General features: G+C 62.0%; 23 protein-coding genes and 2 riboswitches. Of the genes, 15 read left to right on the top strand and 8 right to left on the bottom strand.

The window, feature by feature from the left end; genetic code table 11:
* Positions 1 to 30: 30 nt before the first annotated feature.
* Positions 31 to 951 (bottom strand): histone deacetylase, encoded by a 921-nt coding sequence (locus AAGW23_RS20735; RefSeq protein ID WP_342408156.1) that lies wholly within the window; start codon positions 949 to 951, stop codon positions 31 to 33.
* Between the two features lie 79 nt (positions 952 to 1,030).
* Between AAGW23_RS20735 and AAGW23_RS20730 the strand changes: the two genes are divergently transcribed.
* The 3 genes from AAGW23_RS20730 (at position 1,031) to AAGW23_RS20720 (ending at position 3,136) form a co-directional block, all read left to right on the top strand.
* Entirely contained in the window at positions 1,031 to 1,594 is a 564-nt protein-coding gene (locus AAGW23_RS20730) for a GNAT family N-acetyltransferase (RefSeq protein ID WP_342408155.1), read from the top strand.
* Between the two features lie 82 nt (positions 1,595 to 1,676).
* On the top strand, positions 1,677 to 2,546 hold the full coding sequence (gene tesB / locus AAGW23_RS20725; protein WP_342408154.1) for an acyl-CoA thioesterase II: 870 nt from the start codon (positions 1,677 to 1,679) through the stop codon (positions 2,544 to 2,546).
* Complete coding sequence (locus tag AAGW23_RS20720) at positions 2,543 to 3,136, top strand: HAD family hydrolase (protein WP_342408153.1); 594 nt, start codon at positions 2,543 to 2,545, stop codon at positions 3,134 to 3,136. Before tesB ends, AAGW23_RS20720 begins: the two co-directional genes overlap by 4 nt.
* Positions 3,137 to 3,315: 179 nt before the next feature.
* Here the strand turns inward: AAGW23_RS20720 and trxA are convergent, their stop codons facing one another.
* The 4 genes from trxA to AAGW23_RS20700 all read right to left on the bottom strand — a co-directional run bounded on the left by trxA (position 3,316) and on the right by AAGW23_RS20700 (position 5,952).
* On the bottom strand, positions 3,316 to 4,185 hold the full coding sequence (gene trxA / locus AAGW23_RS20715) for a thioredoxin (RefSeq protein ID WP_342408152.1): 870 nt from the start codon (positions 4,183 to 4,185) through the stop codon (positions 3,316 to 3,318).
* A gap of 90 nt (positions 4,186 to 4,275) precedes the next feature.
* The gene (gene thpR / locus AAGW23_RS20710) at positions 4,276 to 4,806 is read right to left on the bottom strand and encodes an RNA 2',3'-cyclic phosphodiesterase (protein WP_342408151.1); all 531 of its coding nucleotides are present in this window, start codon (positions 4,804 to 4,806) and stop codon (positions 4,276 to 4,278) included.
* A 31-nt stretch (positions 4,807 to 4,837) separates the two neighbouring features.
* A complete protein-coding gene (locus tag AAGW23_RS20705) occupies positions 4,838 to 5,515 on the bottom strand; it encodes a class I SAM-dependent methyltransferase (RefSeq protein ID WP_342408150.1) in 678 nt (225 codons plus the stop codon).
* The gene (locus tag AAGW23_RS20700) at positions 5,512 to 5,952 is read right to left on the bottom strand and encodes a YbaY family lipoprotein (protein ID WP_102837039.1); all 441 of its coding nucleotides are present in this window, start codon (positions 5,950 to 5,952) and stop codon (positions 5,512 to 5,514) included. The genes AAGW23_RS20705 and AAGW23_RS20700 overlap by 4 nt, the downstream gene beginning before the upstream one ends.
* Before the next feature lie 102 nt (positions 5,953 to 6,054).
* Here AAGW23_RS20700 and nrdR point away from each other — a divergent pair, with 102 nt between their 5' ends.
* Both nrdR and ribD read left to right on the top strand, forming a co-directional pair.
* The gene (gene nrdR, locus AAGW23_RS20695; RefSeq protein WP_045424280.1) at positions 6,055 to 6,522 is read left to right on the top strand and encodes a transcriptional regulator NrdR; all 468 of its coding nucleotides are present in this window, start codon (positions 6,055 to 6,057) and stop codon (positions 6,520 to 6,522) included.
* The gene (ribD, locus tag AAGW23_RS20690) at positions 6,519 to 7,628 is read left to right on the top strand and encodes a bifunctional diaminohydroxyphosphoribosylaminopyrimidine deaminase/5-amino-6-(5-phosphoribosylamino)uracil reductase RibD (protein ID WP_342408149.1); all 1,110 of its coding nucleotides are present in this window, start codon (positions 6,519 to 6,521) and stop codon (positions 7,626 to 7,628) included. The genes nrdR and ribD overlap by 4 nt, the downstream gene beginning before the upstream one ends.
* Positions 7,629 to 7,678: 50 nt before the next feature.
* Here ribD and AAGW23_RS20685 read toward each other — a convergent pair whose 3' ends face one another.
* Complete coding sequence (locus AAGW23_RS20685) at positions 7,679 to 8,428, bottom strand: hypothetical protein (RefSeq protein WP_342408148.1); 750 nt, start codon at positions 8,426 to 8,428, stop codon at positions 7,679 to 7,681.
* 355 nt (positions 8,429 to 8,783) lie between these two features.
* Positions 8,784 to 8,928: riboswitch (FMN riboswitch) on the top strand.
* 119 nt (positions 8,929 to 9,047) lie between these two features.
* On the opposite strand from AAGW23_RS20685, the gene AAGW23_RS20680 reads away from it, so the two are divergent.
* The 10 genes from AAGW23_RS20680 to AAGW23_RS20635 all read left to right on the top strand — a co-directional run bounded on the left by AAGW23_RS20680 (position 9,048) and on the right by AAGW23_RS20635 (position 16,184).
* The gene (locus AAGW23_RS20680) at positions 9,048 to 9,716 is read left to right on the top strand and encodes a riboflavin synthase (protein ID WP_102837036.1); all 669 of its coding nucleotides are present in this window, start codon (positions 9,048 to 9,050) and stop codon (positions 9,714 to 9,716) included.
* A 22-nt stretch (positions 9,717 to 9,738) separates the two neighbouring features.
* Positions 9,739 to 10,818, top strand: a complete 1,080-nt coding sequence (ribBA, locus tag AAGW23_RS20675; RefSeq protein WP_342408147.1) for a bifunctional 3,4-dihydroxy-2-butanone-4-phosphate synthase/GTP cyclohydrolase II — start codon at positions 9,739 to 9,741, stop codon at positions 10,816 to 10,818.
* A 182-nt stretch (positions 10,819 to 11,000) separates the two neighbouring features.
* On the top strand, positions 11,001 to 11,477 hold the full coding sequence (ribH, locus tag AAGW23_RS20670) for a 6,7-dimethyl-8-ribityllumazine synthase (protein ID WP_019340068.1): 477 nt from the start codon (positions 11,001 to 11,003) through the stop codon (positions 11,475 to 11,477).
* A complete protein-coding gene (gene nusB / locus AAGW23_RS20665) occupies positions 11,474 to 11,959 on the top strand; it encodes a transcription antitermination factor NusB (RefSeq protein ID WP_342408146.1) in 486 nt (161 codons plus the stop codon). Before ribH ends, nusB begins: the two co-directional genes overlap by 4 nt.
* Before the next feature lie 12 nt (positions 11,960 to 11,971).
* On the top strand, positions 11,972 to 12,931 hold the full coding sequence (gene thiL, locus AAGW23_RS20660; RefSeq protein WP_342408145.1) for a thiamine-phosphate kinase: 960 nt from the start codon (positions 11,972 to 11,974) through the stop codon (positions 12,929 to 12,931).
* A 35-nt stretch (positions 12,932 to 12,966) separates the two neighbouring features.
* The gene (locus AAGW23_RS20655) at positions 12,967 to 13,467 is read left to right on the top strand and encodes a phosphatidylglycerophosphatase A (protein WP_342408144.1); all 501 of its coding nucleotides are present in this window, start codon (positions 12,967 to 12,969) and stop codon (positions 13,465 to 13,467) included.
* A 94-nt stretch (positions 13,468 to 13,561) separates the two neighbouring features.
* Positions 13,562 to 14,209 (top strand): retropepsin-like aspartic protease family protein, encoded by a 648-nt coding sequence (locus AAGW23_RS20650; protein ID WP_342408143.1) that lies wholly within the window; start codon positions 13,562 to 13,564, stop codon positions 14,207 to 14,209.
* A 120-nt stretch (positions 14,210 to 14,329) separates the two neighbouring features.
* Positions 14,330 to 14,947, top strand: coding sequence for a GTP cyclohydrolase II (gene ribA, locus AAGW23_RS20645; RefSeq protein WP_102837031.1), 618 nt, complete (start codon positions 14,330 to 14,332; stop codon positions 14,945 to 14,947).
* The gene (locus AAGW23_RS20640; protein WP_342408142.1) at positions 14,944 to 15,363 is read left to right on the top strand and encodes a hypothetical protein; all 420 of its coding nucleotides are present in this window, start codon (positions 14,944 to 14,946) and stop codon (positions 15,361 to 15,363) included. The genes ribA and AAGW23_RS20640 overlap by 4 nt, the downstream gene beginning before the upstream one ends.
* Positions 15,363 to 16,184, top strand: coding sequence for a cobalamin-binding protein (locus tag AAGW23_RS20635; RefSeq protein ID WP_342408141.1), 822 nt, complete (start codon positions 15,363 to 15,365; stop codon positions 16,182 to 16,184). The genes AAGW23_RS20640 and AAGW23_RS20635 overlap by 1 nt, the downstream gene beginning before the upstream one ends.
* Here the strand turns inward: AAGW23_RS20635 and AAGW23_RS20630 are convergent.
* Both AAGW23_RS20630 and dxs read right to left on the bottom strand, forming a co-directional pair.
* Entirely contained in the window at positions 16,181 to 18,073 is a 1,893-nt protein-coding gene (locus tag AAGW23_RS20630) for a TonB-dependent receptor domain-containing protein (RefSeq protein WP_342408140.1), read from the bottom strand. The two genes, AAGW23_RS20635 and AAGW23_RS20630, sit on opposite strands and share 4 nt — an antisense overlap.
* Before the next feature lie 94 nt (positions 18,074 to 18,167).
* A riboswitch (cobalamin riboswitch) is annotated at positions 18,168 to 18,381 on the bottom strand.
* 255 nt (positions 18,382 to 18,636) lie between these two features.
* Positions 18,637 to 20,538, bottom strand: a complete 1,902-nt coding sequence (gene dxs / locus AAGW23_RS20625; RefSeq protein WP_342408139.1) for a 1-deoxy-D-xylulose-5-phosphate synthase — start codon at positions 20,536 to 20,538, stop codon at positions 18,637 to 18,639.
* Between the last annotated feature and the right edge of the window lie 61 nt (positions 20,539 to 20,599).

The raw sequence follows: 20,599 nt of genomic DNA, 5'->3' as shown, positions 1-20,599 counted from the left end.
GCACTGCGGCCTTCGGTGTGACCAGTGGTGTCAGCCTAAGCCGTGACGCTGCCAGGCGTCGGCGGCGCTGATGTGCAGCTGCGCATGGCGCCGCGCAAGCAGCGTGCGGTCCTTGTCGTAGCCGCCGCCAATCACGCCGACCACCGGAATGTCCCGCCCCAGACAGTGTTCGATCACGGCGCTGTCGCGCATGGCCAGGCCTTCGTCGCTGAGCGCGAGCAGGCCCAGCGCGTCGTCGCGGTGCACATCGACGCCGGCGTCATAGATGACCAGATCCGGCTGATACAGCGGCAGCAGGTAGCTGAGCGTATCGTCGACGACTTTCAGGTAGTCGGCATCGCCCAGGCCTGGCGCCAAACCGATGTCCCAGTCGCTGCGGGCCTTGCGCGTCGGGAAGTTCTTTTCGCAATGCAGCGACACGGTGACCGCGTCCGGCACCTGCTCGAGAATTCGTGCAGTGCCGTCGCCCTGATGCACATCACAGTCGAAGATCAGTACACGGCCGACGCGGCCGCTCTCCAGCAGCGAAAGGGCGATAATGGCCAGGTCGTTGAATATGCAGAACCCGGAGGCATGGTCGTAATGGGCATGGTGGGTGCCGCCCGCCAGGTGACAGGCCAGCCCGTGCTGCAAGGCAAGGTCGGCGGCCAGCAGCGAGCCGCCGACCGCGCGTACGGTGCGCTGCGCCAGTTGCGGGCTCCATGGCAGGCCCAGGCGGCGCAGCTCCTCGCGGCTCATGTCGCCGCTGCAGTAGCGCTCGACATAACCACGGTCATGTGCGAGCGCCAGCCTATCGGGCGGGCAGACTTCGGGACGTAACAGCGCGGCATCCGTGGTCAGACCGCACTCGACGAGATGGTCGCGTAGCAGCCGGAACTTCTCCATGGGGAAGCGGTGCCCCGGCGGCAGAGCTGGGCTGTAATCGTCGTGAAAAACCAGCGGCAGAGACATCGAATCGGGCCCATTGAGGTCAACAGCGAGTATGCAGAGCCGCCGCCGAAATCTTCAAGGAAACAGCACGGACGAACCGATGGAACGTATTGAACTGGAAACACCGCGTTTGCACCTGCGCGCCTGGCATGATGCCGATCTCGATTACCTGCATGAGTTGTGCAGCGATCCGCTGGTGATGCGCTATTTCCCCAAGCTGCTCTCACGCGATGAATGCGCTGCGGTGATGGCGCGCAGCCGGATGCATTTCGCGCGATTCGGCTTCGGTTTCTGGGCGTTGGAGCTGAAGAGTGACGGCCGCTTCATCGGTATAGCCGGGCTGTCCTGGAGCCGTTTGCCGCTGCCGTTCTGCCCGGTTGTGGAAATCGGCTGGCGGCTCGCCCATGAGCATTGGGGGCAAGGCTTCGCCCGCGAAGCGGCGGAGGCGTCGCTGGCATGCGGTTTCGATCAGTTGCAGCTGCCGGAGGTGGTGGCTTACACGGCAGCAATCAATGACCCTTCGCTGACGTTGATGCAGGCGCTTGGCATGAGGCACGAACCTGAGGATGACTTCGACCATCCGATGATTTCCGAGGGTGATCCCTTGCGCCCTCACGTGCTGTATCGAATGACGCAGGATTGCTGGGCTGAACGGCGTCGGTAAGCGCAAGCAGTGGAGCCGCTTCGGCGGAATCCGTAACATTGCGCGCCTGCTTCGTGCCTCGCATACATAAAGGAACTACACCATGAGCGACACCCTAGACACGCTGGTCAACCTGCTGTCGCTGGAACGTATCGAAGAAAACCTCTTCCGCGGCGACAGCCAGGACCTGGGCTTTCCGCAGCTGTTCGGCGGCCAGGTGGTCGGTCAGGCGCTGTCCGCCGCCAGCCAGACGGTGGCACCGGAGCGTCACGTGCATTCGATGCACGGTTACTTCCTGCGCCCTGGGGATTCACATCATCCGGTGGTTTACGACGTCGACCGGGTGCGTGACGGTGGCAGTTTCACCACGCGCCGCGTGAGCGCGATCCAGAAAGGGCAGACCATCTTTACCTGCAGCGCCTCGTTTCAGGCCGACGAGACCGGGTTCGAGCATCAGTTGCCGATGCCTGACGTGGTCGGCCCCGAAGACCTGCTCAGCGAATGGGAGCTGTTGCACAAGCTGACACCACTGGTCCCGGCGCGCGTGGCAGAAAAGCTGCGCCGTCCAAAACCCATCGAGATCCGTCCGGTCACGCTGCAGGACCCCATCAATCCGCAGCCGATCGAGCCTGTTCGGCACATCTGGTTCCGCGCCGATGGCTCGCTACCGGACAACCCGGCCCTGCACAAGTACCTGGTCGCCTACGCCTCGGACTTCAGCTTTATCGGCACCGCCCTGCAGCCACACGGCGTCAGCTCCTGGAGCAAGTTCATCCAGCTGGCGAGCCTTGACCATGCCATCTGGTTCCACCGCGAAGTGCGCGCCGATGAGTGGCTGCTGTACTCCATGGACAGCCCCTGGGCCGGCAACGCGCGTGGTTTCGCCCGTGGCAGTATCTTCAACCGCGCGGGTGAGCTGGTCGCTTCGGTGGCGCAGGAAGGCCTGATCCGCGTGCGTGAGGATTGGAAGTGAGCCTGGCCGATGCGCGGCACTGGGTGTTCGACATGGACGGCACCCTGACCCTTGCCGTGCATGATTTCCCGGCGATCAAGCGGGCGCTCGACATTCCCCAGGAAGACGACATCCTGCATCACCTGGCTGCGCTGCCGGCTGACGAAGCCGCCAGCAAGCGCGCCTGGCTGCTCGATCACGAGCGCGAGCTGGCTCATGCCGCGACACCCGCGCCAGGTGCTCGTGAGCTCCTGCATATGCTGCGTGAGCGGGGTTGCCGGCTTGGCGTGCTGACGCGCAACGCACACGAGTTGGCGCTGGTAACCCTGCAGGCGGTGGGCATGGGTGACTGCTTCGCCAGTGATGACATCCTCGGCCGTGACGAAGCACCACCGAAGCCCGATCCGGGCGGCTTGCTGCACCTGGCGGACAAATGGAGCATCGAACCCAGCGAGCTGGTGATGGTGGGTGATTTCCGTTTCGACCTGGAATGCGCCAAGGCGGCAGGCGCGCGCGGCGTGCTGGTCAACCTGCCAGAAAACCCCTGGCCTGAGCTGACCGATCTGCACGCCCGTGATTGCCTGGCGTTGCGCCAGCTACTCAGTGGCTAGCCGAAGCATCGCACAAAGATCGGCATGCATTCAGCGGTAGGGTGGATCACGCTCTACCGATCCGCCGCGCTGTCAGGCTGGACCAGCACCCGGGTATGAGAAAAGGGACATCCCCGGCTCGGATAGCCGACCTATCCGAACCGGGAGGATCTATTGCTGAAGACGCTTCCGTCGATGGCTCAGTAAAGCGCCTGATACAGCTTGCGGCGGTAGGTTGTGACCAGCGGATGGTCGCTTCCCAATAGGTCGAATACCTGCAGCAACGTCTTGTGCGGCAGGCCGTCCGCGTAGCCGCGATTACGCACGAACAACTTCAACAAACCGTCCAGCGCCGCTTCGTGCTGCTGGCGTGCCAGCTGCTGAATGGCCAGCTGGTAAGCCGCCTCGTCATCTTCGGCGTTCTGCGCCAGGCGGCTTTTCAGATCGGCCACTTCCGGCAGATCAGCGGCTTGGCGCAGAAAGGTCAGCTGCGCGCGGGCGCCGGCAAGTGCCTGCTTGTGCTCGTCGCCCTTGACCGCGTCGAGCACCAGTTCGGCTTCGCCAAGCTCGCCACGCTCGACCAGGCAGCGCGCATAGAGAATCAGTGCTGCCGCGTTTTCGTTGTCTTCGGCCAGCAATTGCTTGAGCAGGTTTTCCGCTTCGCTGATGCGCCCTTCGGCGAACAGCGCTTGGGCGGTTTCGAGCAGATCAGCTTCCGGCGCGGCTGGCGCCTGCACGTGTGGCTCAAGCATGGCGCGAATGGCCGATTCCGGCTGAGCACCGGCAAAACCGTCGACCGGCTGACCGTCCTTGAACAGCACCACGGTAGGCAGGCTGCGTACGCCGAAACGCGCCACCACGTCCTGCTCGATATCGCAGTTGACCTTGGCCAGTACCAGTTCGCCCTGATACTCCTCGGTAATCTTCGCCAGCAGCGGCATCAGCGCTTTGCACGGCGCACACCACTCGGCCCAGAAGTCCACCAGCACCGGCTTGTGAAAGGAGTTTTCCAGCACCAGCTGCTCGAAATTGGCGCTGGTGACGTCAAAGATGTAGGGAGTCTGGCTCATTGAAATTCTCGGAATGGGCACATGCGAAGTAGGCGTGCATGTTATGTGGGGGCGAGGCGATTCGGAAGCAAGGGTGCAGGTTGCAGATGCTCAGCGGCTGGGTGCAGCCAGCGACCAGCTTGCCAGCTCGGTGTAATGAGCACCTTGTGCGGTGTTTTCTGAGAGGTAGAGCCCGAAGTGGTTCACGGCCCAACGGAAAGCCCGTGGCTCGATAGTGGGCAAGGCGTGAACCTGCCGCGACAGGGTGACATGCGGCAGGAACGGGCGAGAATCAAGCACGACACCGTACGCGGACAGTCCGGCGTGCAATTGCCCGACGAGGTCAATCAAGGGCGAGGGGCTCAGGCTGGGCGTCAAACAGGCGAAATTCTTGCCGATCATCTGCAGCTGGTCGAGCTGCAGCAAGAAAGCGTCAACACGCAGGCTGTCCGCAAGCTGCTTCAAGCCATCCACCGCTGTTGCCGGTTGGTTACCGAGAAAAGCCAGAGTCATATGCAGGTTGGCCTGGGCGACAGGGCGCCCGCCCAGCGCATGACTGTCGCGCCAGTTGCAGATGGCATCCGCAAGGTCGGAAGGGCAGGACAGGGCGAAGAACAGGCGTAATGGTTTGTCGGTCTGCATGTGTCCTCCAGAGCAAAGCCTGCGCTGCGCTTCAGCACATTGCGACGGGCACAGCTTGGCGATGGGCGTGGTAGAGGCTGACCCGGCGAAACTCCGCCGGTTCGGCCAGATCCGGCCAGGTGCAGGCGTCGAGAATATCCAGGCGCTCATACAGGGGGTGCTGAAAGTCCCGCACGCGGGAATCGGCGACCAGTGCCACCTGGCCGCGGCTGAGAAACTCATCGAGCAGGGGCAGGTTGGCCCGGTCATAGAGCACATCGGCGACGATGATCAGGTCGTAACGGTCAGCCTCGGTAAAAAAATCGTCCGAATAGTTGAGCTGCACACCGTTGAGCTCCGCGTTGGCGCGACACGCGGCCAGGGCCAGCGGGTCCAGATCACAGGCCACAACCTCTGCGGCGCCGGCCTTTGCTGCGGCAATGGCCGCGACACCTGACCCCGCACCGAAGTCCAGGACGCGCTTGCCTCGCACCCACTCCGGACGCTCGGCCAGCCAGCGCGCCAGGACCAGGCCGCTGGCCCAACAGAAGCACCAATAGGGCGGCTCTTCGAGAATCCTCCGGGTTTCCTCGGGGCTGAAGGCGCGGTCCATGTTCAGCGCATCGATCAACCACAGTTGGATATCCGTGCCGGGCAATGACTCGATACTCAGCGAAGCATCGCCGAGCAGTTCTGCCAGTGCCTGTTGCAGCGCAGCGGGCGGCTTCATGGGGCTGGCACCAGATGCAACGGGCCGAGGGACTGGTTGGCCGAACTGCTGACCTGCACGGCGGGCAGGCGCATGATCAGTTGCCCAGAACGGGTCACGCGTCCGCGCAGTTCCACATCCCGGCCCTTGGGGAATTTCTCGGCATTGAACTTGAGAATGAACGGCAGCTCGGTTCCCCGGCCTTGCAGCCTTACATTGCTCAGCAGTCGGTCTGGCTGGTCACGACGGTTGACCTCCAGCAACGCCAGCTCGACTTCGCTGTCAGCGGGTACGCCGATCAGACTGCCGTGCAATTCGTGCATCAAGGTGCTGGCCTCGGGCGGCTCTTCGAAGGTGACGGCCGCGGTAGGGCGCTGGGAACGCTCATTCGCACAACCAACCAGAACCAGCAGCAGCGCAGGTAGAACAAAGTGGCGTAACAGCACGAACGGCTCCATAACATGACGTAGATGCGCGCCTGTATAGCAACAATCCGCTCGATTTGTCTTGCTGGCGGGATGCGCTACCATGGCTCTCCCGACGTCTGACAGCTCTAGCCCATGCATTGTCCCTTCTGTGGTGCACATGACACCAAAGTCATCGACTCGCGCCTCGTGGCCGAAGGCGATCAGGTGCGCCGTCGCCGTGAGTGCCTCGCCTGTGGTGAGCGTTTCACCACCTTCGAGACCGCTGAGCTGGTCATGCCTCGGCTGATCAAACAGGACGGCAGCCGTCAGCCGTTCGACGAGGAAAAGCTCCGTGCGGGCATGCAGCGCGCGCTGGAAAAACGCCCGGTCAGTGTCGAGCGTCTCGAAGAAGCCATCGCTCATATCAAGCATCGCCTGCGTGCCACCGGCGAACGCGAAATCAAGTCGCGCGTGCTCGGCGAGCTGGTGATGGTCGAGCTGCAGAAACTCGATGAGGTCGCCTATATCCGCTTCGCGTCCGTCTACCGACGCTTTCAGGACCTCAACGAGTTCCGTGAGGAAATCGAGCGCCTGTCCCGCGAACCCGCCAAAACCGAATGAGCGCCAACGATCACCTCTGGATGGCCCGTGCGCTGCAACTGGCGCGCAAGGGGCTTTATTCGACCCACCCTAATCCGCGGGTCGGCTGCGTCATCGTCAAGGACGGTGAACTGGTGGGTGAAGGTTGGCACGTGCGTGCTGGCGAGCCGCATGCCGAAGTCCACGCCTTGCGCCAGGCTGGCGAGCGCGCCGCTGGCGCAACCGCTTATGTCACCCTTGAACCCTGCAGTCACCACGGCCGCACACCGCCCTGCGCCGAGGCGCTGGCCAAGGCGGGGGTTGGCCGGGTAGTCGCAGCCATGCAGGACCCCAATCCACAGGTGGCCGGTCGTGGCCTGGAGCTGTTGCGCAGCTCGGGCATCGAGGTCGCCAGCGGCGTGCTGGAAAGCGAGGCCCGCGCGTTGAACCCTGGTTTCATCAAGCGCATGGAAACGGGGCTGCCTTACCTGCGGGCCAAGTTGGCGATGAGCCTGGATGGGCGCACAGCGATGGCCAGCGGCGAAAGCCAATGGATCACCGGGCCGGATGCACGCGCCGAGGTACAGCATTTGAGAGCGCAGTCGAGCGTGGTGCTCACCGGCGCCGACACGGTGCTGATGGACAACGCTCGGCTGACCGTGCGTGCTGCCGAGCTGCGGCTGGATGACGAACTGTCCGCGCTGGCGTTGCAATGGCAACCGCTGCGGGTTCTGGTCGACGGGCGACTACGTGTGCCGTTGGACGCGCCGTTCTTTTCGGCTGGACCCGCACTGGTCGTCAGCAATAGTGAGGATCAGGCCGCTCGTTATCAGTCGGCGGGCCATGAGTTGCTGGCGCTTCCCGGTGAGGCGGGGCGTGTCGATCTGCGTCGTCTGTTGCATGAACTGGCCAAGCGCGATGTCAACGAGGTGCTGCTCGAAGCCGGGCCGCGCTTGGCCGGTGCTTTTGCCGCGCTGGGTCTGATCGACGAATACCAACTATTCGTCGCCGCCAAGTTCCTTGGCTCCTCGGCGCGGCCGCTCCTCGATCTGCCGCTGGATCGCATGAGCGAGGCGCGCGAACTGCAGATCAAGGACATCCGGGCAGTTGGCGACGATTGGAAAATCACCGCCACCCCGAGCGTCTGATCAGGCGCTGTATAGCCGCCCGATTGACAGCACCGTTGCGCAGAAAACGCTCAATTCACCGGCCTCAGCCCATTATGGTCCAGCTTGGCCCGACGTTTGTTGGCGCCCAGAAGTGATCGCGCCAGCGCGCTTTCGTGATGCGGATTGCCGAAATGAAACAGCGCCGTGGCGCGCAGCATGGAAGGATCGCATACATCATTGGCATGCAGGCTGCGGTAGCCCGAGAACAGATACAGGTTGCCGGGCACCAGCTTCAGGCGGATCGGTTTCAGCCAGCCGCGCCGCACCGCAAAGGCGACCAGCTTCTGACTGACAGTGTTATGCAGCACGGCCTTTTCAATAACGTTGCGCAACGCGTTGAATCGGATATGCCGCGTATTGGGGAAAATGATCAGATCGCCGCAGTGTTCGCCTTCAGTCGGAATGTACAGCGGTAGCAACGCGGTAACGGCCGTGGCGTCGAAGTGGTAGAAGTGCGATTGCTTGAGCCCACTGCGCCCTTGCAGACAGCGAATAACCGGAAAAACCTGCTCCTCAGTGGCCGGCTCTCGGCCCGACTGAAGGCGATAAAGCTGCGCCATTCGGTCCTTGAATGGCGTTGAGAGCGCCAATCCCGCAAACATGGTGCCGCTCAGCTCTTCAATACCATGAATGCAGAAATACTCACCGTTGCGGGTGGCCGCTTGTTGCTTGATGAAGGCGCGGCCCAGTTCGAGTTGTTCGGGTGAGATGTAGTGCTCTATGACGGTGTAGCCCTTGCGGTCGATCTGGGCAGCATGTGCCTCAGCCGACGGTTCCATAGCCGTAACCTCTGACATACCCATCCCTCATGGCACATGTGAAGGTTCGGAGCGTTCGTCCTGATCGTGTCCTGGTCAGCGCGGAGGATCTGCAACTACGAGCGGATCCTGGCTCGGCGTGTCGGTACGAAGAATGCGGGCGTGACGTTCCTTCCTGATCGTCTTGTGTTGCACGGGTGCAGCTGGCGGCGTCTGCGCGCGAATAGACTGCTGCGACGCGTATGGACAAACAAACGCAACGGTAGTTGCTTAGATGTTTGAAAATGTTTCGCTGCCGCAGCGCCGGTCTGGCGGTCGTTTGTCGGCTGCAGAATCGACGCAACTGTGGTAAAAACTGCGCCGGGCCTGAAAGGGCCCACGTTCTCAGGGCGGGGTGAGATTCCCCACCGGCGGTAATGGCACAGTTCAGTGCCTAGCCCGCGAGCGCTTGCCCAGGCAAGGTCAGCAGACCCGGTGTGATTCCGGGGCCGACGGTATAGTCCGGATGAGAGAGAGCGGGATGCCTCGACGGGCGCCTTTCGTGCGCGCGTCCACTCCCTATCGATCTGCAGCGCCCTGTTTTATCCAAAACAGGAGTTCGTCATATGCATCGTTTCAACAGCCTTCCACGGGAGGCCGCATGTTCACAGGAATAATCGAATCCATCGGGACCATTGGTGCCATGACGCCGAAGGGCGGCGACGTTCGCGTGCTGGTCGAGACCGGCAAACTGGATCTGGGCGACGTCAAGCTCGGCGACAGTATTGCTGTCAATGGCGTCTGTCTGACCGCCGTTGAGCTGCCGGGCAACGGCTTCTGGGCCGATGTCAGCCGTGAGACGCTCGCGCGCACCGCCTTCGTTGATCTCAAGACCGGTAGCCGGGTGAATCTGGAGAAGGCCCTGACGCCGACCAGTCGCCTCGGCGGGCACCTGGTCAGCGGTCACGTCGATGGCGTGGGTGAGGTGGTTTCGCGTGAGGAGAATGCCCGCGCTGTGCAATTCCGCATTCGCGCGCCACGGGAATTGGCCAAGTACATCGCGCTCAAGGGCTCGATCACCGTCGATGGCACCAGCCTGACGGTCAATTCGGTCAATGGCGCGGAGTTCGAACTCACCATTGTTCCGCACACCCTGGCCGAAACCATCATGGTCGACTACCGCCCCGGGCGGAAGGTGAATCTGGAGGTGGATCTGCTGGCGCGTTACCTGGAGCGCCTGCTGATGGGTGACAAGGCCGCCGAACCCAATGCCTCGGGCCTGACCGAAAGCTTCCTCGCCGAACACGGCTACCTGAACCCGGCTCGGTAAACGAATAGAAGGAATGGCCACCATGGCTCTGAACACCGCTGAAGAACTGATCGAAGACATTCGTGCTGGCAAGATGGTCATCCTCATGGATGACGAGGACCGCGAAAACGAGGGCGACATCATTGTCGCTTCCGAATGCGTGACCGCCGAGCACATCAACTTCATGGCTCGTTTCGCACGTGGCCTGATCTGCATGCCAATGACCCGCGAGCGCTGCGAGACCCTGCAACTGCCACTGATGGCGCCGCGCAACGGCTCCGGCTTCGGTACCAAGTTCACCGTCTCCATCGAGGCGGCCGAGGGTGTCACCACCGGCATCTCTGCCGCCGACCGCGCGCGTACTGTGCAGGCCGCCGTGGCAAGGAATGCAGTGGCCGAAGACATCGTCAGCCCCGGTCATATCTTCCCCTTGATGGCGCAGCCAGGCGGCGTGCTGGCGCGTGCCGGGCACACGGAAGCGGCCTGTGACCTCGCGCGCATGGCAGGTTTCGAGCCGTCCGGCGTGATCTGCGAAATCATGAACGACGACGGCACCATGGCGCGTCGCCCAGAGCTGGAGCTGTTCGCCGAGCAGCACGGCCTGAAGATCGGCACCATCGCCGACCTGATTCACTACCGCATGATTCACGAACGCACCGTCGAGCGGGTTTCCGAACAGCCGTTGGAGACAGAGCTGGGTCAGTTCACGCTGGTTACCTATCGCGACGACGTGGAAGACACGGTCCATATGGCGTTGACGCGCGGTGATATTTCTCCGGAAGAGCCCACCCTCGTGCGCGTGCACAACATGGAACCCTTGCGTGACCTGTTGCTGGTGACCGTGCCGGGGCGCTGGAGTCTGCGCGCGGCGATGGGCGAAGTGGCAAAAGCTGGCCGTGGCGTGGTGCTCCTGCTGGGCAATCCGCTGACCGGACCGCATTTGCTGGCCCAGCTCAACCGTCAGCAATCACCGAGCCCCGCAACTTACAGCACCGTGGGTGCCGGATCGCAGATCCTCCGCGACCTCGGTGTTCGAAAGATGCGCTTGCTGAGCTCGCCGATGAAGTTCAATGCGATATCCGGCTTCGATCTGGAAGTTGTAGAATACCTGCCCGCTGAGTAAGGGCCGCCGCGCTACTGCGCTTGGACATACTGCGTTGAAAACAGGCGAGGCTTGCTCATTTACAGCAGTAAATTCCGCCGCCTCACCTGTTTTCGCCTTGTCTGTCCTGCACTCGCTACGCGCTGCTCCGCCGGGCTGCCTGAAAGCCCACAAGCTCTTTAACGCTATATGAGATTGTTTCCATGACACTGAAGACCATCGAAGGTACCTTCATCGCCCCGCAGGGCAAGTTCGCCCTCGTCGTTGGCCGCTTCAACAGCTTCGTTGTCGAAAGCCTGGTGAGTGGCGCTGTCGATGCGCTGGTGCGCCACGGCATCGCCGAAGACGCCATTACCATCATCCGCGCGCCGGGTGCCTTCGAGATTCCGCTGGTCGCACAGAAAGTTGCCCAGCAGGGTGAGTACGACGCGATCATCGCCCTCGGCGCGGTCATCCGTGGAGGCACTCCGCACTTCGAGTACGTAGCTGGCGAATGCACCAAGGGCCTGTCGCAGGTTTCCATGGAGTTCGGCGTGCCGGTCGCCTTCGGCGTATTGACGGTCGACTCCATCGAACAGGCTATCGAGCGCTCCGGCACCAAGGCTGGCAACAAAGGCGCCGAAGCTGCACTGTCCGCTCTCGAAATGGTGAGTCTGCTGGCGCAGCTGGAGGCCAAGTGAGCCTTAATCACGACGACAGTCAGGATGCTCCGCAGCCAAAGGCCAAGGGCAAGATCGCGACGCGCCGTGTCGCGCGTAGCCTTGCGATGCAGGCGCTGTATCAGTGGCACATGGCGGGTCAGAGCCTCAACGAAATCGAGGCGCAGTTTCGCGTCGACAACGATTTTTCCGGTGTCGATGGCAACTACTTCCATGAGCTGCTGACAGGCGTTGCGCGTGCGAAGACTGAAGTCGACGGCGCCATCGTGCCGCATCTCGATCGTCCGCTCGAAGAGCTCGATCCGGTTGAACTGGCGGTTCTGCGGCTGTCCACTTTCGAGCTGATGCATCGCATCGACGTCCCGTACCGCGTGGTGATCAACGAGGGCATCGAGCTGGCTAAGGTGTTTGGCGCCACTGACGGGCACAAGTTCGTCAATGGTGTGCTGGACAAGTTGGCGCCCAGTCTGCGCAGTGCCGAGGTCGGCGCACACAAGCGCTGAGCCATCCGCCTGATGGGTGAGTTCGAGTTGATCCGCCACTACTTCGCCGCCGCCGCTTGTGCCAGGGCTGGCGGCGATGTCGCGTTGGGTATCGGCGATGACTGCGCGTTGCTGACCGTCCCGGTCGGCGAGCAGCTGACAGTTTCCACAGACACGCTGGTCGCTGGCGTGCATTTCTCCGATCCGTGCGATCCCTATCTGCTTGGTCAGCGGGCGTTGGCCGTATCGACCAGCGATCTCGCTGGGATGGGCGCGACGCCCATTGGTTTCACGCTGGCACTGACAATTCCTTCCGTTGATCCCGACTGGTTGAGTGAGTTCGCCCGTGGTCTCGACACAATGGCCGCTGGCTGCGACATGCGTTTGATCGGCGGCGACACCACGCGCGGCCCCTTGAGCATGACGCTGACGGTCTTCGGGCGCGTACCGGTAGGTCAGGCGTTGTTGCGCAGCGGCGCGCAACCAGGTGATCTGCTGTGTGTCGGTGGCGCGCTTGGCGATGCGGCCGGGGCTTTGCCGATTGTGCTCGGCGAGCAGCAGGCAAATACCGTGGAAGCAGCAGCGCTGCTCCGGCGCTACTGGTCGCCGCAACCGCAGCTCGCGCTCGGTCAGGCGCTGCGGGGCAAGGCGACCGCGGCGTTGGACATCTCCGATGGCCTCTTGGCCGACTGCTCGCATATCGCCACGTCCTCCTCTGTTTTGCTGGTAGTCGATCAAGCGAAGGTGCCGCTGTCAGACTCGCTGTTGCAGTTTGCCGGCGCTGAGCAGGCGCTGCGGTGCGGCCTGGCAGGCGGCGATGACTACGTGCTCGCGTTCACCTTGCCAGCTGATGCGTTCCCCCTCATGCAGGCCGAAGGCTGGCCCATTCATGCGATTGGTCATGTGGCTCTGGGAGAGGGCGTTCGGTTGGTCGATGCGGAAGGAAATCTGGTGAGTGTCAGCCATCGAGGCTACAACCATTTCACGAGCTGAGCCGTTGCTGCTCGATAGAACAAGAGGAACACCGTTTGACCGATTCCCTGCAGCCCGTCGCCGAACCGATCCCACATTCGGTGTGGAGCAATCCTTGGCACAACCTGGCCTTTGGTTTTGGCTCCGGCACGCTGCCCAAAGCACCCGGCACCTGGGGATCCCTTGTGGCGCTGGCGTTCGTACCCCTGTGGCAGATGTTGCCGGCGTGGAGCTACGGCGCGCTAATCCTTGCCAGCATGCTGTTTGGCATCTGGTTGTGCGGGAAGGTTGCCCAGGATCTGGGCGTGCACGACCACGAGGGTATTGTCTGGGACGAGTTCGCCGGTATCTGGATTACCTTCTGGCTGGTGCCTGCGGGCTGGTACTGGCTGCTGCTCGGTTTTGTCGTGTTCCGCCTGCTGGATATCCTCAAACCTTGGCCAATCAGTTGGGTTGATCGTCAGGTGCATGGTGGACTGGGCATCATGCTTGACGACATCCTTGCCGGATTCGCCGCGTGCGGTGTGATGCATATAGCCGTGCGGTTGCTGGGCTGACCCGATTTGGGCGCTGGCTGTGCATCGGATCGCTGAAAGGCCTGGATGCCCTGTGAAAGAATGCAACCTGCCCAGCCTCAAGGAGCCGCCACTGATGCGTCCCGTTGCCCTGCTATTCGCCGTTAGCCTTTCGCTCGTCACGCTCGCTGTCACGGCCGCGTCCCGAGTGCAGGTTGTCGGCCTGTTTCCCGGCGCTGCGGTGTTGAACGTCGATGGCCAGCGCAAGCTCGTACGGGTCGGCCAGGCAGGGCCTGGCGGTGTTGAGGTGATAAGCGCCGATTCGAAAGGCGCAGTGCTGCGGGTGGAGGGCGTCGAGCGCCGTTATGGGCTTTCCCGTGAGCTGAGTTCGGGGTTCGCCGAACCTGATCGTCGGCAACTGAGCATCGCTCAGGGGCAGGGCGGTCACTACTGGATAGCCGGTTCGATCAATGGACAACCTGTGCAGTTTCTCGTCGATACCGGTGCTACCTCGGTGGCGATCAACGAAATCCAGGCTCGGCGCCTCGGTATCGACTATCGGGTCGACGGCAGGCAAATCGTCGTGGGTACGGCAAGCGGCACGGCCAAGGCCTGGCGGGTCAACCTCAACAGCGTGAAAGTCGGTGCGATCGACGTACTCGGTGTCGAAGCCGTGGTGGTCGAAGGCGGCTCGCCTACCGACGCCCTGCTTGGCATGAGCTTTCTCAGTCGAGTCAGCTGGCGCGAGGATCAAGGCGTTCTGAAGCTCGAATCCAAGATATAGACGAGGTCCCTCGTTACAGGGCCTTGCCTGTATCGGCCGTGGTCTGCGGCATCTTCCGATACAGCTTGCCGCAGCACTGCTGTTACAATATCCGCTTTTCCGCCTTCTGGAGTCTCTCCGGTGTCAGTCGTGTTCGTCGCCGCTTCCCAACTGCCGACGCCGTTCGGTGTGTTCACCATGCATGGTTTTCTCGATCAGGACACTGGCAAGGAACATGTCGTACTGACCCTGGGCAATGTGGCCGACGGCAAGCCCGTCTTGGGTCGCCTGCACTCCGAGTGTCTCACCGGTGATGCCCTGTTCAGCCTGCGCTGCGATTGCGGGTTTCAACTCGAAGCCGCGCTGCGTGCAATCTCCGACGAGGGTCGTGGGGCGTTGCTGTATCTGCGTCAGGAAGGCCGCGGCATCGGCTTGCTGAACAAGATCCGCGCCTACGAACTGCAGGATGCCGGCGCCGATACGGTCGAGGCCAACGAGCGCCTGGGCTTTGCGCCAGATATGCGTGACTACGCCATCTGCCTGCCGATGCTCGAGCATCTGGGCATTGCCGAAATCAAGCTGATGACCAACAACCCTCGCAAGGTGAAGGCGCTGCAAGGGTTCGGCATTCGTGTCGCCCAGCGCATGCCGCTGGAAATTGCACACAATCCGCATAACGAAAAATACCTCGCTACCAAGGCCGGCAAGCTCGGTCACATGCTCGGCGAGATCCATCAGGGCGAAGCCGAGCAGTCGTGAATCGTGCTGCCGCCCGTCGCCAGCTGTCACGTGACGGCTGGCTGCAACTGCTGCTGGTAGTAGTGCCGGTGCTTGCTGCCAACCAGCTTCCCGAGCTGACCGGTAGCCACCAAGATTTACTTGCGTTCCCGTTGTTCTTTATCGGCCTGGGCCTGTTGTTTCTCAGCTTGCCGCGCTTCACCGCGTACAAGCATGCGCTGATCAAAACCGAGCAAGCGTTCGACAGCGAGGCAGAGCCCTCAGCGTGGTCCGCGTTGCGAAATGTTCGTCTAAGCGCCCTACGGATTGCCGGGCTGCCGGCCTGGGTCGCTGCGGTTGGCGCACCGCTCGGCGTCGAGCCGGTGGCACAGCTGCTGCTGGTGTGCGGCAGCCTGATGCTGCTTGTTCTCTATCGCGTCCCACGTCAGCTTCAGTGATGCGTACCTTTCTGCTGTGCCTTGCGCTGCTGGCGTCGCCGCAATTGTCAGCCGTTGAGCGTGTCATCAGCCTGGCGCCCTCGCTCAGCGAAATCATGCTGGAGCTCGATGCCGGTGATCTGTTGGTCGGCGTCCTTGACGGTGGCGAGCGGCCGGTGGCGCTGGAGGATGTGCCCTCGGTCGGGCGTGTGGGGCAGCTCGAAATGGAGAGCCTGCTTGAGCTGCAGCCAACGCTGGTACTGCTCTGGCCAGAAAGCATCAGCCGTGCGCAGCGCGACCAGCTCACTCAGTTTGGGATTCCGGTGCTTGTCGCTCAGCCAAGCTCTCTGGCGCAACTCGCCGACCAGTTTGCCGTAATCGGTCAGCGAGTGGGACGCGCTGAACAGGGCCGAGAACTTCAACGCCAGTTCGATCAGGGGTTGGAGCAGCTAGGTGAACGCTATCGCCGAGAGCCGCCGCTGGACGTGTTCTATCAGATCTGGAATCGCCCGCTTTACACGCTCGGTGGTCCGCAGATCATTGGCGAAGCCATCGAGATCTGCGGCGGTCGCAATGTTTTCGCCGATCTGCACCTGCCGGCGCCGCAGGTCAGCGTGGAGTCCGTACTGTCTCGGAACCCTGACGTGATCCTGGCCGGCAGCGGTGCGCAGCTGTCCGAATGGAACGCCTGGCCCCAGCTGAAAGCCGTGCGTAAAGGGCAGCTCTGGGAAGTGCCCGACAAGGGGTTGGAGCGGCCGAGCTTCCAGATGCTTGGGGCGATCCGGAAGCTCTGCGAGGTGATGAATCAGGCGACAGGCCAGAATGCGCCTGCCCTGGATTAGAGGGTTGGGGACCAGGTTATTGCAAATACTGCTGTCCGGCCTTCCGTAGCGTACTCGTACCGGCCTGAGCTGTAGGTCGCTTCCGCATAATCCTTGTTTAACAGGTTGTTCAGCTTGGCTTCCAGGCTGATCTCGTTGTTGACTTTCCAACCTCCCCGCAGGCCTAGCAAGCCATAGCCGCTGAGCTCGAGCGTGTTGCCTGCGTCGTCGTAGCGCCCGCTGACAGCCCGCCAGTTAGCGCCAATCGTGAAGTCGCCGAACTGGCGATCCAGATCCAGATTAAGGGTGCGCTTGGCGCGTCGGGGCAGGGTGTGCCCGCTGTTTCGGTCGCGCGGGTCAATCAGTCCGATCGCAAGCTGGGCCTGCCAGCCGAACAGTTGTTCGCTCAAAGCGGCCTCCAGGCCATTGATGCGGGCTGTCTGAACATTGTAGGGCTGCCAACCGGTGCTGATGTCCGAAACGATGGCGTCCTCTATATCGATGCGGTAAAGCGACAGCTCCAGCGAACCACTATCGCTGTAGCGGCTACGCCATTGCGCTTCGTAACTCTTCGAGCGTTCGGGTGAAAGGTTCGGGTTTGCGCTTGAATAGCAGACGCCAAAATAGCACTCGTCCGGATAGTAGAGATCGTTGAACGTCGGCGCGCGGAAGCCTTCGCTGTAGGAAAAGATCAAATCATTACGGATATCCAGCGGGATGGTCAGCGCGCCGTTCCAGCTGTTTTGGGTACCGTATTGCTGGTTCTTGTCGTGACGTATGCCCAGCTCAGTGGAGAACCGGCTGCCGGTATAGCGGTGCTGGATGAAACCTGCGTGGTTCCAACGGGCGTCCTCGACGAAATCCGTAGTGCTGTGCAGTCGGTCCTCATACCAGTCCGCGCCTAGCGTGACCTCATGCTCGCGTGTAAGAGATATCGTGTTGATCCAGCTTGCTGAGTCGCGGTAGGTGCTGAAGCTGTAGAACATCCCGGGGTCGGCTAGCGCCAGATCATTGCCTGTATCGCGTTTGTCTTCGCTGTGACCAAGCTCGACGCGGCTGGTCCATTGATCGTTAATCGCCCAGTTGACGAAACCTGAGGCCGTGCTGAGCTGGAAATCGGTGGTCGGCTTGGATGGGCCGAATACATCGTCGTACTCGATCTGCCCACGCTGATCCAGCGCGCTGAAACCAGCATCCAACCGCTCGGTGAAACTGTGCAACAGATTGAAGCTCAGGGCGCGGTTGCGGAAGGCATCGTCGTCGCGATTGAGGCTGTCGCCATGACGGGTGGCGTCGATACCAGCCGTTTCGTCAAGCGACGCGGCCAGGCTCACTCGTGTCTGGTCGTCCCCGCCGGATAGCGCCAGGCTGCGCTCGAAGGTCGAATGACTGCCAACGCCGAAGCGCAGGCGTGGGTTGAGGCCAGTGTCGTTTCCTTGCCGCGTGAAAATCTGCACTACACCGCCGATGGCGTCTGATCCGTACAGTGCCGAACGTGCACCTCTCACAACCTCTACCCGTTCAATTTGGTCCGGATCGATAAATTCGATGCTACTGGTGCCGCTGGATGCGGCGGCGATGCGCTGGCCATCGACTAGTACAAGCGTTTGTCCAGTGGTGGTGCCGCGGACAAATATGCTGGTCAGGCTGCCGGGGCCGCCGGTACGCATGACGCTTACACCCGGTACACGTTCAAGCAGCTCAGAGACTGTACGTACCTGCAAGCGGTCGATGTCGGCACGAGTGAATACCGTTGTGGCGGCTGCAGCCTGGGTTCGCAGCTGAGGCACGCGGTTCGCAGACACGATGGTATCGCTGAGCTGCAGCGCATCATTGTAGTCAGGTGTCTGGGCGTGCGCGCAGAAGCTATACAGCAGCGCCACGGCCAGTGTAAGACGGGACAGTTTCATCAGGATCGATCCTCAAAAGTTCAGCGCTTTTGAGGAGGGCAGTAACAAGTGCGAATGACGGGCAGCCGCGCTTGACGGTGCTGCCCTCCGCAACACCAGTCGAATCCGTCAGGCCGGTCTCCGGGCTTTCGACACGCACCGTGCTCGCCTTCCCGTGCTTGGCACAGTGGCGGTTGAGCGGGCGGTGATCCTCTGATCACGGTCGATTACCGTTGCGGGGGCAGCGCCGGCCTTGCTCTTCGAGCGCACCGGCTTCCCGTTTAATGCGGACCTCGCGGTCGCGCACACCTGGGCGGATAGGAAAATCGCGCGAACCTTACGACCTGGCCTGAGGAAAGACAAGCGAATGAATGATGGGCCTCAGGCAAGAGTTCTACCGTCAGAGCTGATCGTTTAGGTTTTGGTGACGCCCACGGACCGTAAAGTTGACCTGCCCAGCCGGACCGCAGAAGCCCTAGAACGATCATCCTGCCCTCGATCCGCCGAGCATGTGGCGGATCGAGGTGACGCAACTTTCGCGGTGTGGCGAGCCGTCTCGCCGCGACCGATGGCGGCGCTAGACCTTACGACCGAGTGTGCAAGTTTGCCAGGCGCGCTTGAACCGCGGCTTCGATTCCGGCGGCGTCAAGGCCGCACTCCCTGATCATCTCACTGGGTTTGGCATGTTCGACATAGTAGTCGGGCAGGCCCAGGTGAAGGATCGGTGTGCTCAGGTTCTGCGAGGCGAGGAACTCGCCGACCGCGCTGCCAGCACCGCCCATGATGCTGTTCTCTTCGATGGTCACCAACAGGTCGTGGCTGTCGGCCATCTGGCGAACCATTGCCTCATCCAGGGGTTTGACGAAACGCATGTCGACGACGGTTGCGTCCAGGGTTTCGGCCACCTGCATGGCTTCCGGTAGTTGCACGCCGAACACCAGCAAAGCGACCTGCTTACCTTCGCGCCGCATCACAGCCTTGCCGATTTCCAGCGGTTCGAGGCCCGGTTCCAGCCTTGCGTTCGGGCCAGTACCACGCGGATATCGCACGGCGGCGGGACCTTCGAAATGGTAGCCGGTGCTGAGCATCCGGCGCATCTCGTTCTCATCGCTCGGGGTCATCACCAACATGCCGGGGATGCAGCGCAGATAGGTCAGGTCGAAGCTGCCCGCGTGGGTCGGCCCATCCTCGCCAACCAAACCGGCCCGGTCGATGGCGAAGAGTACGTCGAGGTTTTGCACCGCAACGTCATGAATCAGTTGGTCGTACGCGCGCTGCAGGAAGGTCGAATAGATCGCTACCACTGGCTTGGAACCCTCGCAGGCCATGCCTGCTGCCAGCGTCACTGCATGCTGCTCGGCAATCGCGACATCGAAATAGCGGTCCGGATAGCGCTCGCTGAAATCGACCAGGTCAGAGCCTTCTTTCATCGCCGGGGTAATGCCCAGCAGGCGTGGATCCGCTGCGGCCATGTCGCAGAGCCACTGGCCGAACACGTTGGAATACTTGGGTCCGCTGGGTTTCTTCGGCTTGACCGGCTCGCCGATGGGTTCGAGCTTACTGATCGCGTGCCAGGTGATTGGGTCGACTTCCGCCGGGGCGAAGCCTTTGCCCTTTTTTGTCACCACGTGCAGAAACTGCGGGCCGGAGAGGTCGCGCATGTTACGCAGGGTGCCGATCAGGGTCGGAAGGTCATGGCCGTCGATGGGGCCAATGTAATTCCAGCCGAGCTCCTCGAACAACGTGCCGGGGACCAGCATGCCCTTGGCGTATTCCTCGGTGCGACGCGCGATTTCCCAGGCCCCGGGCAGGCGCGAGAGGACCTTCTTGCTGCCTTCGCGCATGCTCGAATAGGTGCGGCTGGAAAGGATCTTGGCCAGGTAATTGGAAAGCCCGCCGACGTTGCGCGAGATCGACATGTCGTTGTCGTTGAGCACCACGAGCATGTCCGCACCGACTTCCGGTGCATGGTTCAGTGCTTCGAAGGCCATCCCGGCTGTAAGCGCGCCGTCGCCGATGACTGCAATCGACTTGCGCTTCTTGCCCTGCATGCGGGCGGCGATGGCCATGCCCAGTGCAGCACTGATGGACGTGCTGGAGTGGCCAACGCCAAAGGTGTCGTACTCGCTCTCGCTGCGGCGCGGAAAGGCGGCGAGGCCATCCTTCTGGCGCAGACTTTCCATGCGCTCGCGGCGACCCGTGAGGATTTTGTGCGGATAGGCCTGATGACCGACATCCCAGACCAGGCGGTCTTTCGGCGTGTCGTAGACGTAATGCAGGGCAATAGTCAGCTCGATCACGCCAAGGCCAGCACCGAAGTGTCCGCCGGTCCGGCCCACGCTGTAGAGGAGGTCCTGACGCAGTTCGTTGGCGAGTTCTTCGAGTTCCGCTTCGCCTAGGCGGCGCAGCTGCTCGGGCGTAGCCGCGCGATCTAGAACGGGCGTCGCAGGGCGGACCCGAGGAATCTCATGAAACGTCTTGGGCATCGGGCGAATCATTTTGGCTGAAAAAAGAGCCGCAGTTTACCCGATGGTTACAACGATAAGA

This window comes from Stutzerimonas chloritidismutans, from assembly GCF_038562055.1.
GTDB lineage: Bacteria > Pseudomonadota > Gammaproteobacteria > Pseudomonadales > Pseudomonadaceae > Stutzerimonas > Stutzerimonas chloritidismutans_A.
The sequence above is the reverse complement of the archived record's forward strand: the minus strand, read 5'-3'. Positions and strand labels throughout refer to the sequence as shown.

Bases quoted from the DNA above. Each gene is read 5' to 3' on its own strand.
- AAGW23_RS20700 (WP_102837039.1), bottom strand. From the start codon at position 5,952: ATGGAGCCGTTCGTGCTGTTACGCCACTTTGTTCTACCTGCGCTGCTG.
- AAGW23_RS20650 (WP_342408143.1), top strand. From the start codon at position 13,562: ATGCGTCCCGTTGCCCTGCTATTCGCCGTTAGCCTTTCGCTCGTCACG.
- nrdR (WP_045424280.1), top strand. From the start codon at position 6,055: ATGCATTGTCCCTTCTGTGGTGCACATGACACCAAAGTCATCGACTCG.
- AAGW23_RS20635 (WP_342408141.1), top strand. From the start codon at position 15,363: ATGCGTACCTTTCTGCTGTGCCTTGCGCTGCTGGCGTCGCCGCAATTG.
- trxA (WP_342408152.1), bottom strand. From the start codon at position 4,185: ATGAGCCAGACTCCCTACATCTTTGACGTCACCAGCGCCAATTTCGAG.
- ribH (WP_019340068.1), top strand. From the start codon at position 11,001: ATGACACTGAAGACCATCGAAGGTACCTTCATCGCCCCGCAGGGCAAG.
- ribD (WP_342408149.1), top strand. From the start codon at position 6,519: ATGAGCGCCAACGATCACCTCTGGATGGCCCGTGCGCTGCAACTGGCG.
- thpR (WP_342408151.1), bottom strand. From the start codon at position 4,806: ATGCAGACCGACAAACCATTACGCCTGTTCTTCGCCCTGTCCTGCCCT.
- AAGW23_RS20735 (WP_342408156.1), bottom strand. From the start codon at position 951: ATGTCTCTGCCGCTGGTTTTTCACGACGATTACAGCCCAGCTCTGCCG.
- dxs (WP_342408139.1), bottom strand. From the start codon at position 20,538: ATGCCCAAGACGTTTCATGAGATTCCTCGGGTCCGCCCTGCGACGCCC.
- AAGW23_RS20730 (WP_342408155.1), top strand. From the start codon at position 1,031: ATGGAACGTATTGAACTGGAAACACCGCGTTTGCACCTGCGCGCCTGG.
- AAGW23_RS20630 (WP_342408140.1), bottom strand. From the start codon at position 18,073: ATGAAACTGTCCCGTCTTACACTGGCCGTGGCGCTGCTGTATAGCTTC.
- tesB (WP_342408154.1), top strand. From the start codon at position 1,677: ATGAGCGACACCCTAGACACGCTGGTCAACCTGCTGTCGCTGGAACGT.
- AAGW23_RS20705 (WP_342408150.1), bottom strand. From the start codon at position 5,515: ATGAAGCCGCCCGCTGCGCTGCAACAGGCACTGGCAGAACTGCTCGGC.
- AAGW23_RS20680 (WP_102837036.1), top strand. From the start codon at position 9,048: ATGTTCACAGGAATAATCGAATCCATCGGGACCATTGGTGCCATGACG.
- ribBA (WP_342408147.1), top strand. From the start codon at position 9,739: ATGGCTCTGAACACCGCTGAAGAACTGATCGAAGACATTCGTGCTGGC.
- thiL (WP_342408145.1), top strand. From the start codon at position 11,972: ATGGGTGAGTTCGAGTTGATCCGCCACTACTTCGCCGCCGCCGCTTGT.
- AAGW23_RS20685 (WP_342408148.1), bottom strand. From the start codon at position 8,428: ATGGAACCGTCGGCTGAGGCACATGCTGCCCAGATCGACCGCAAGGGC.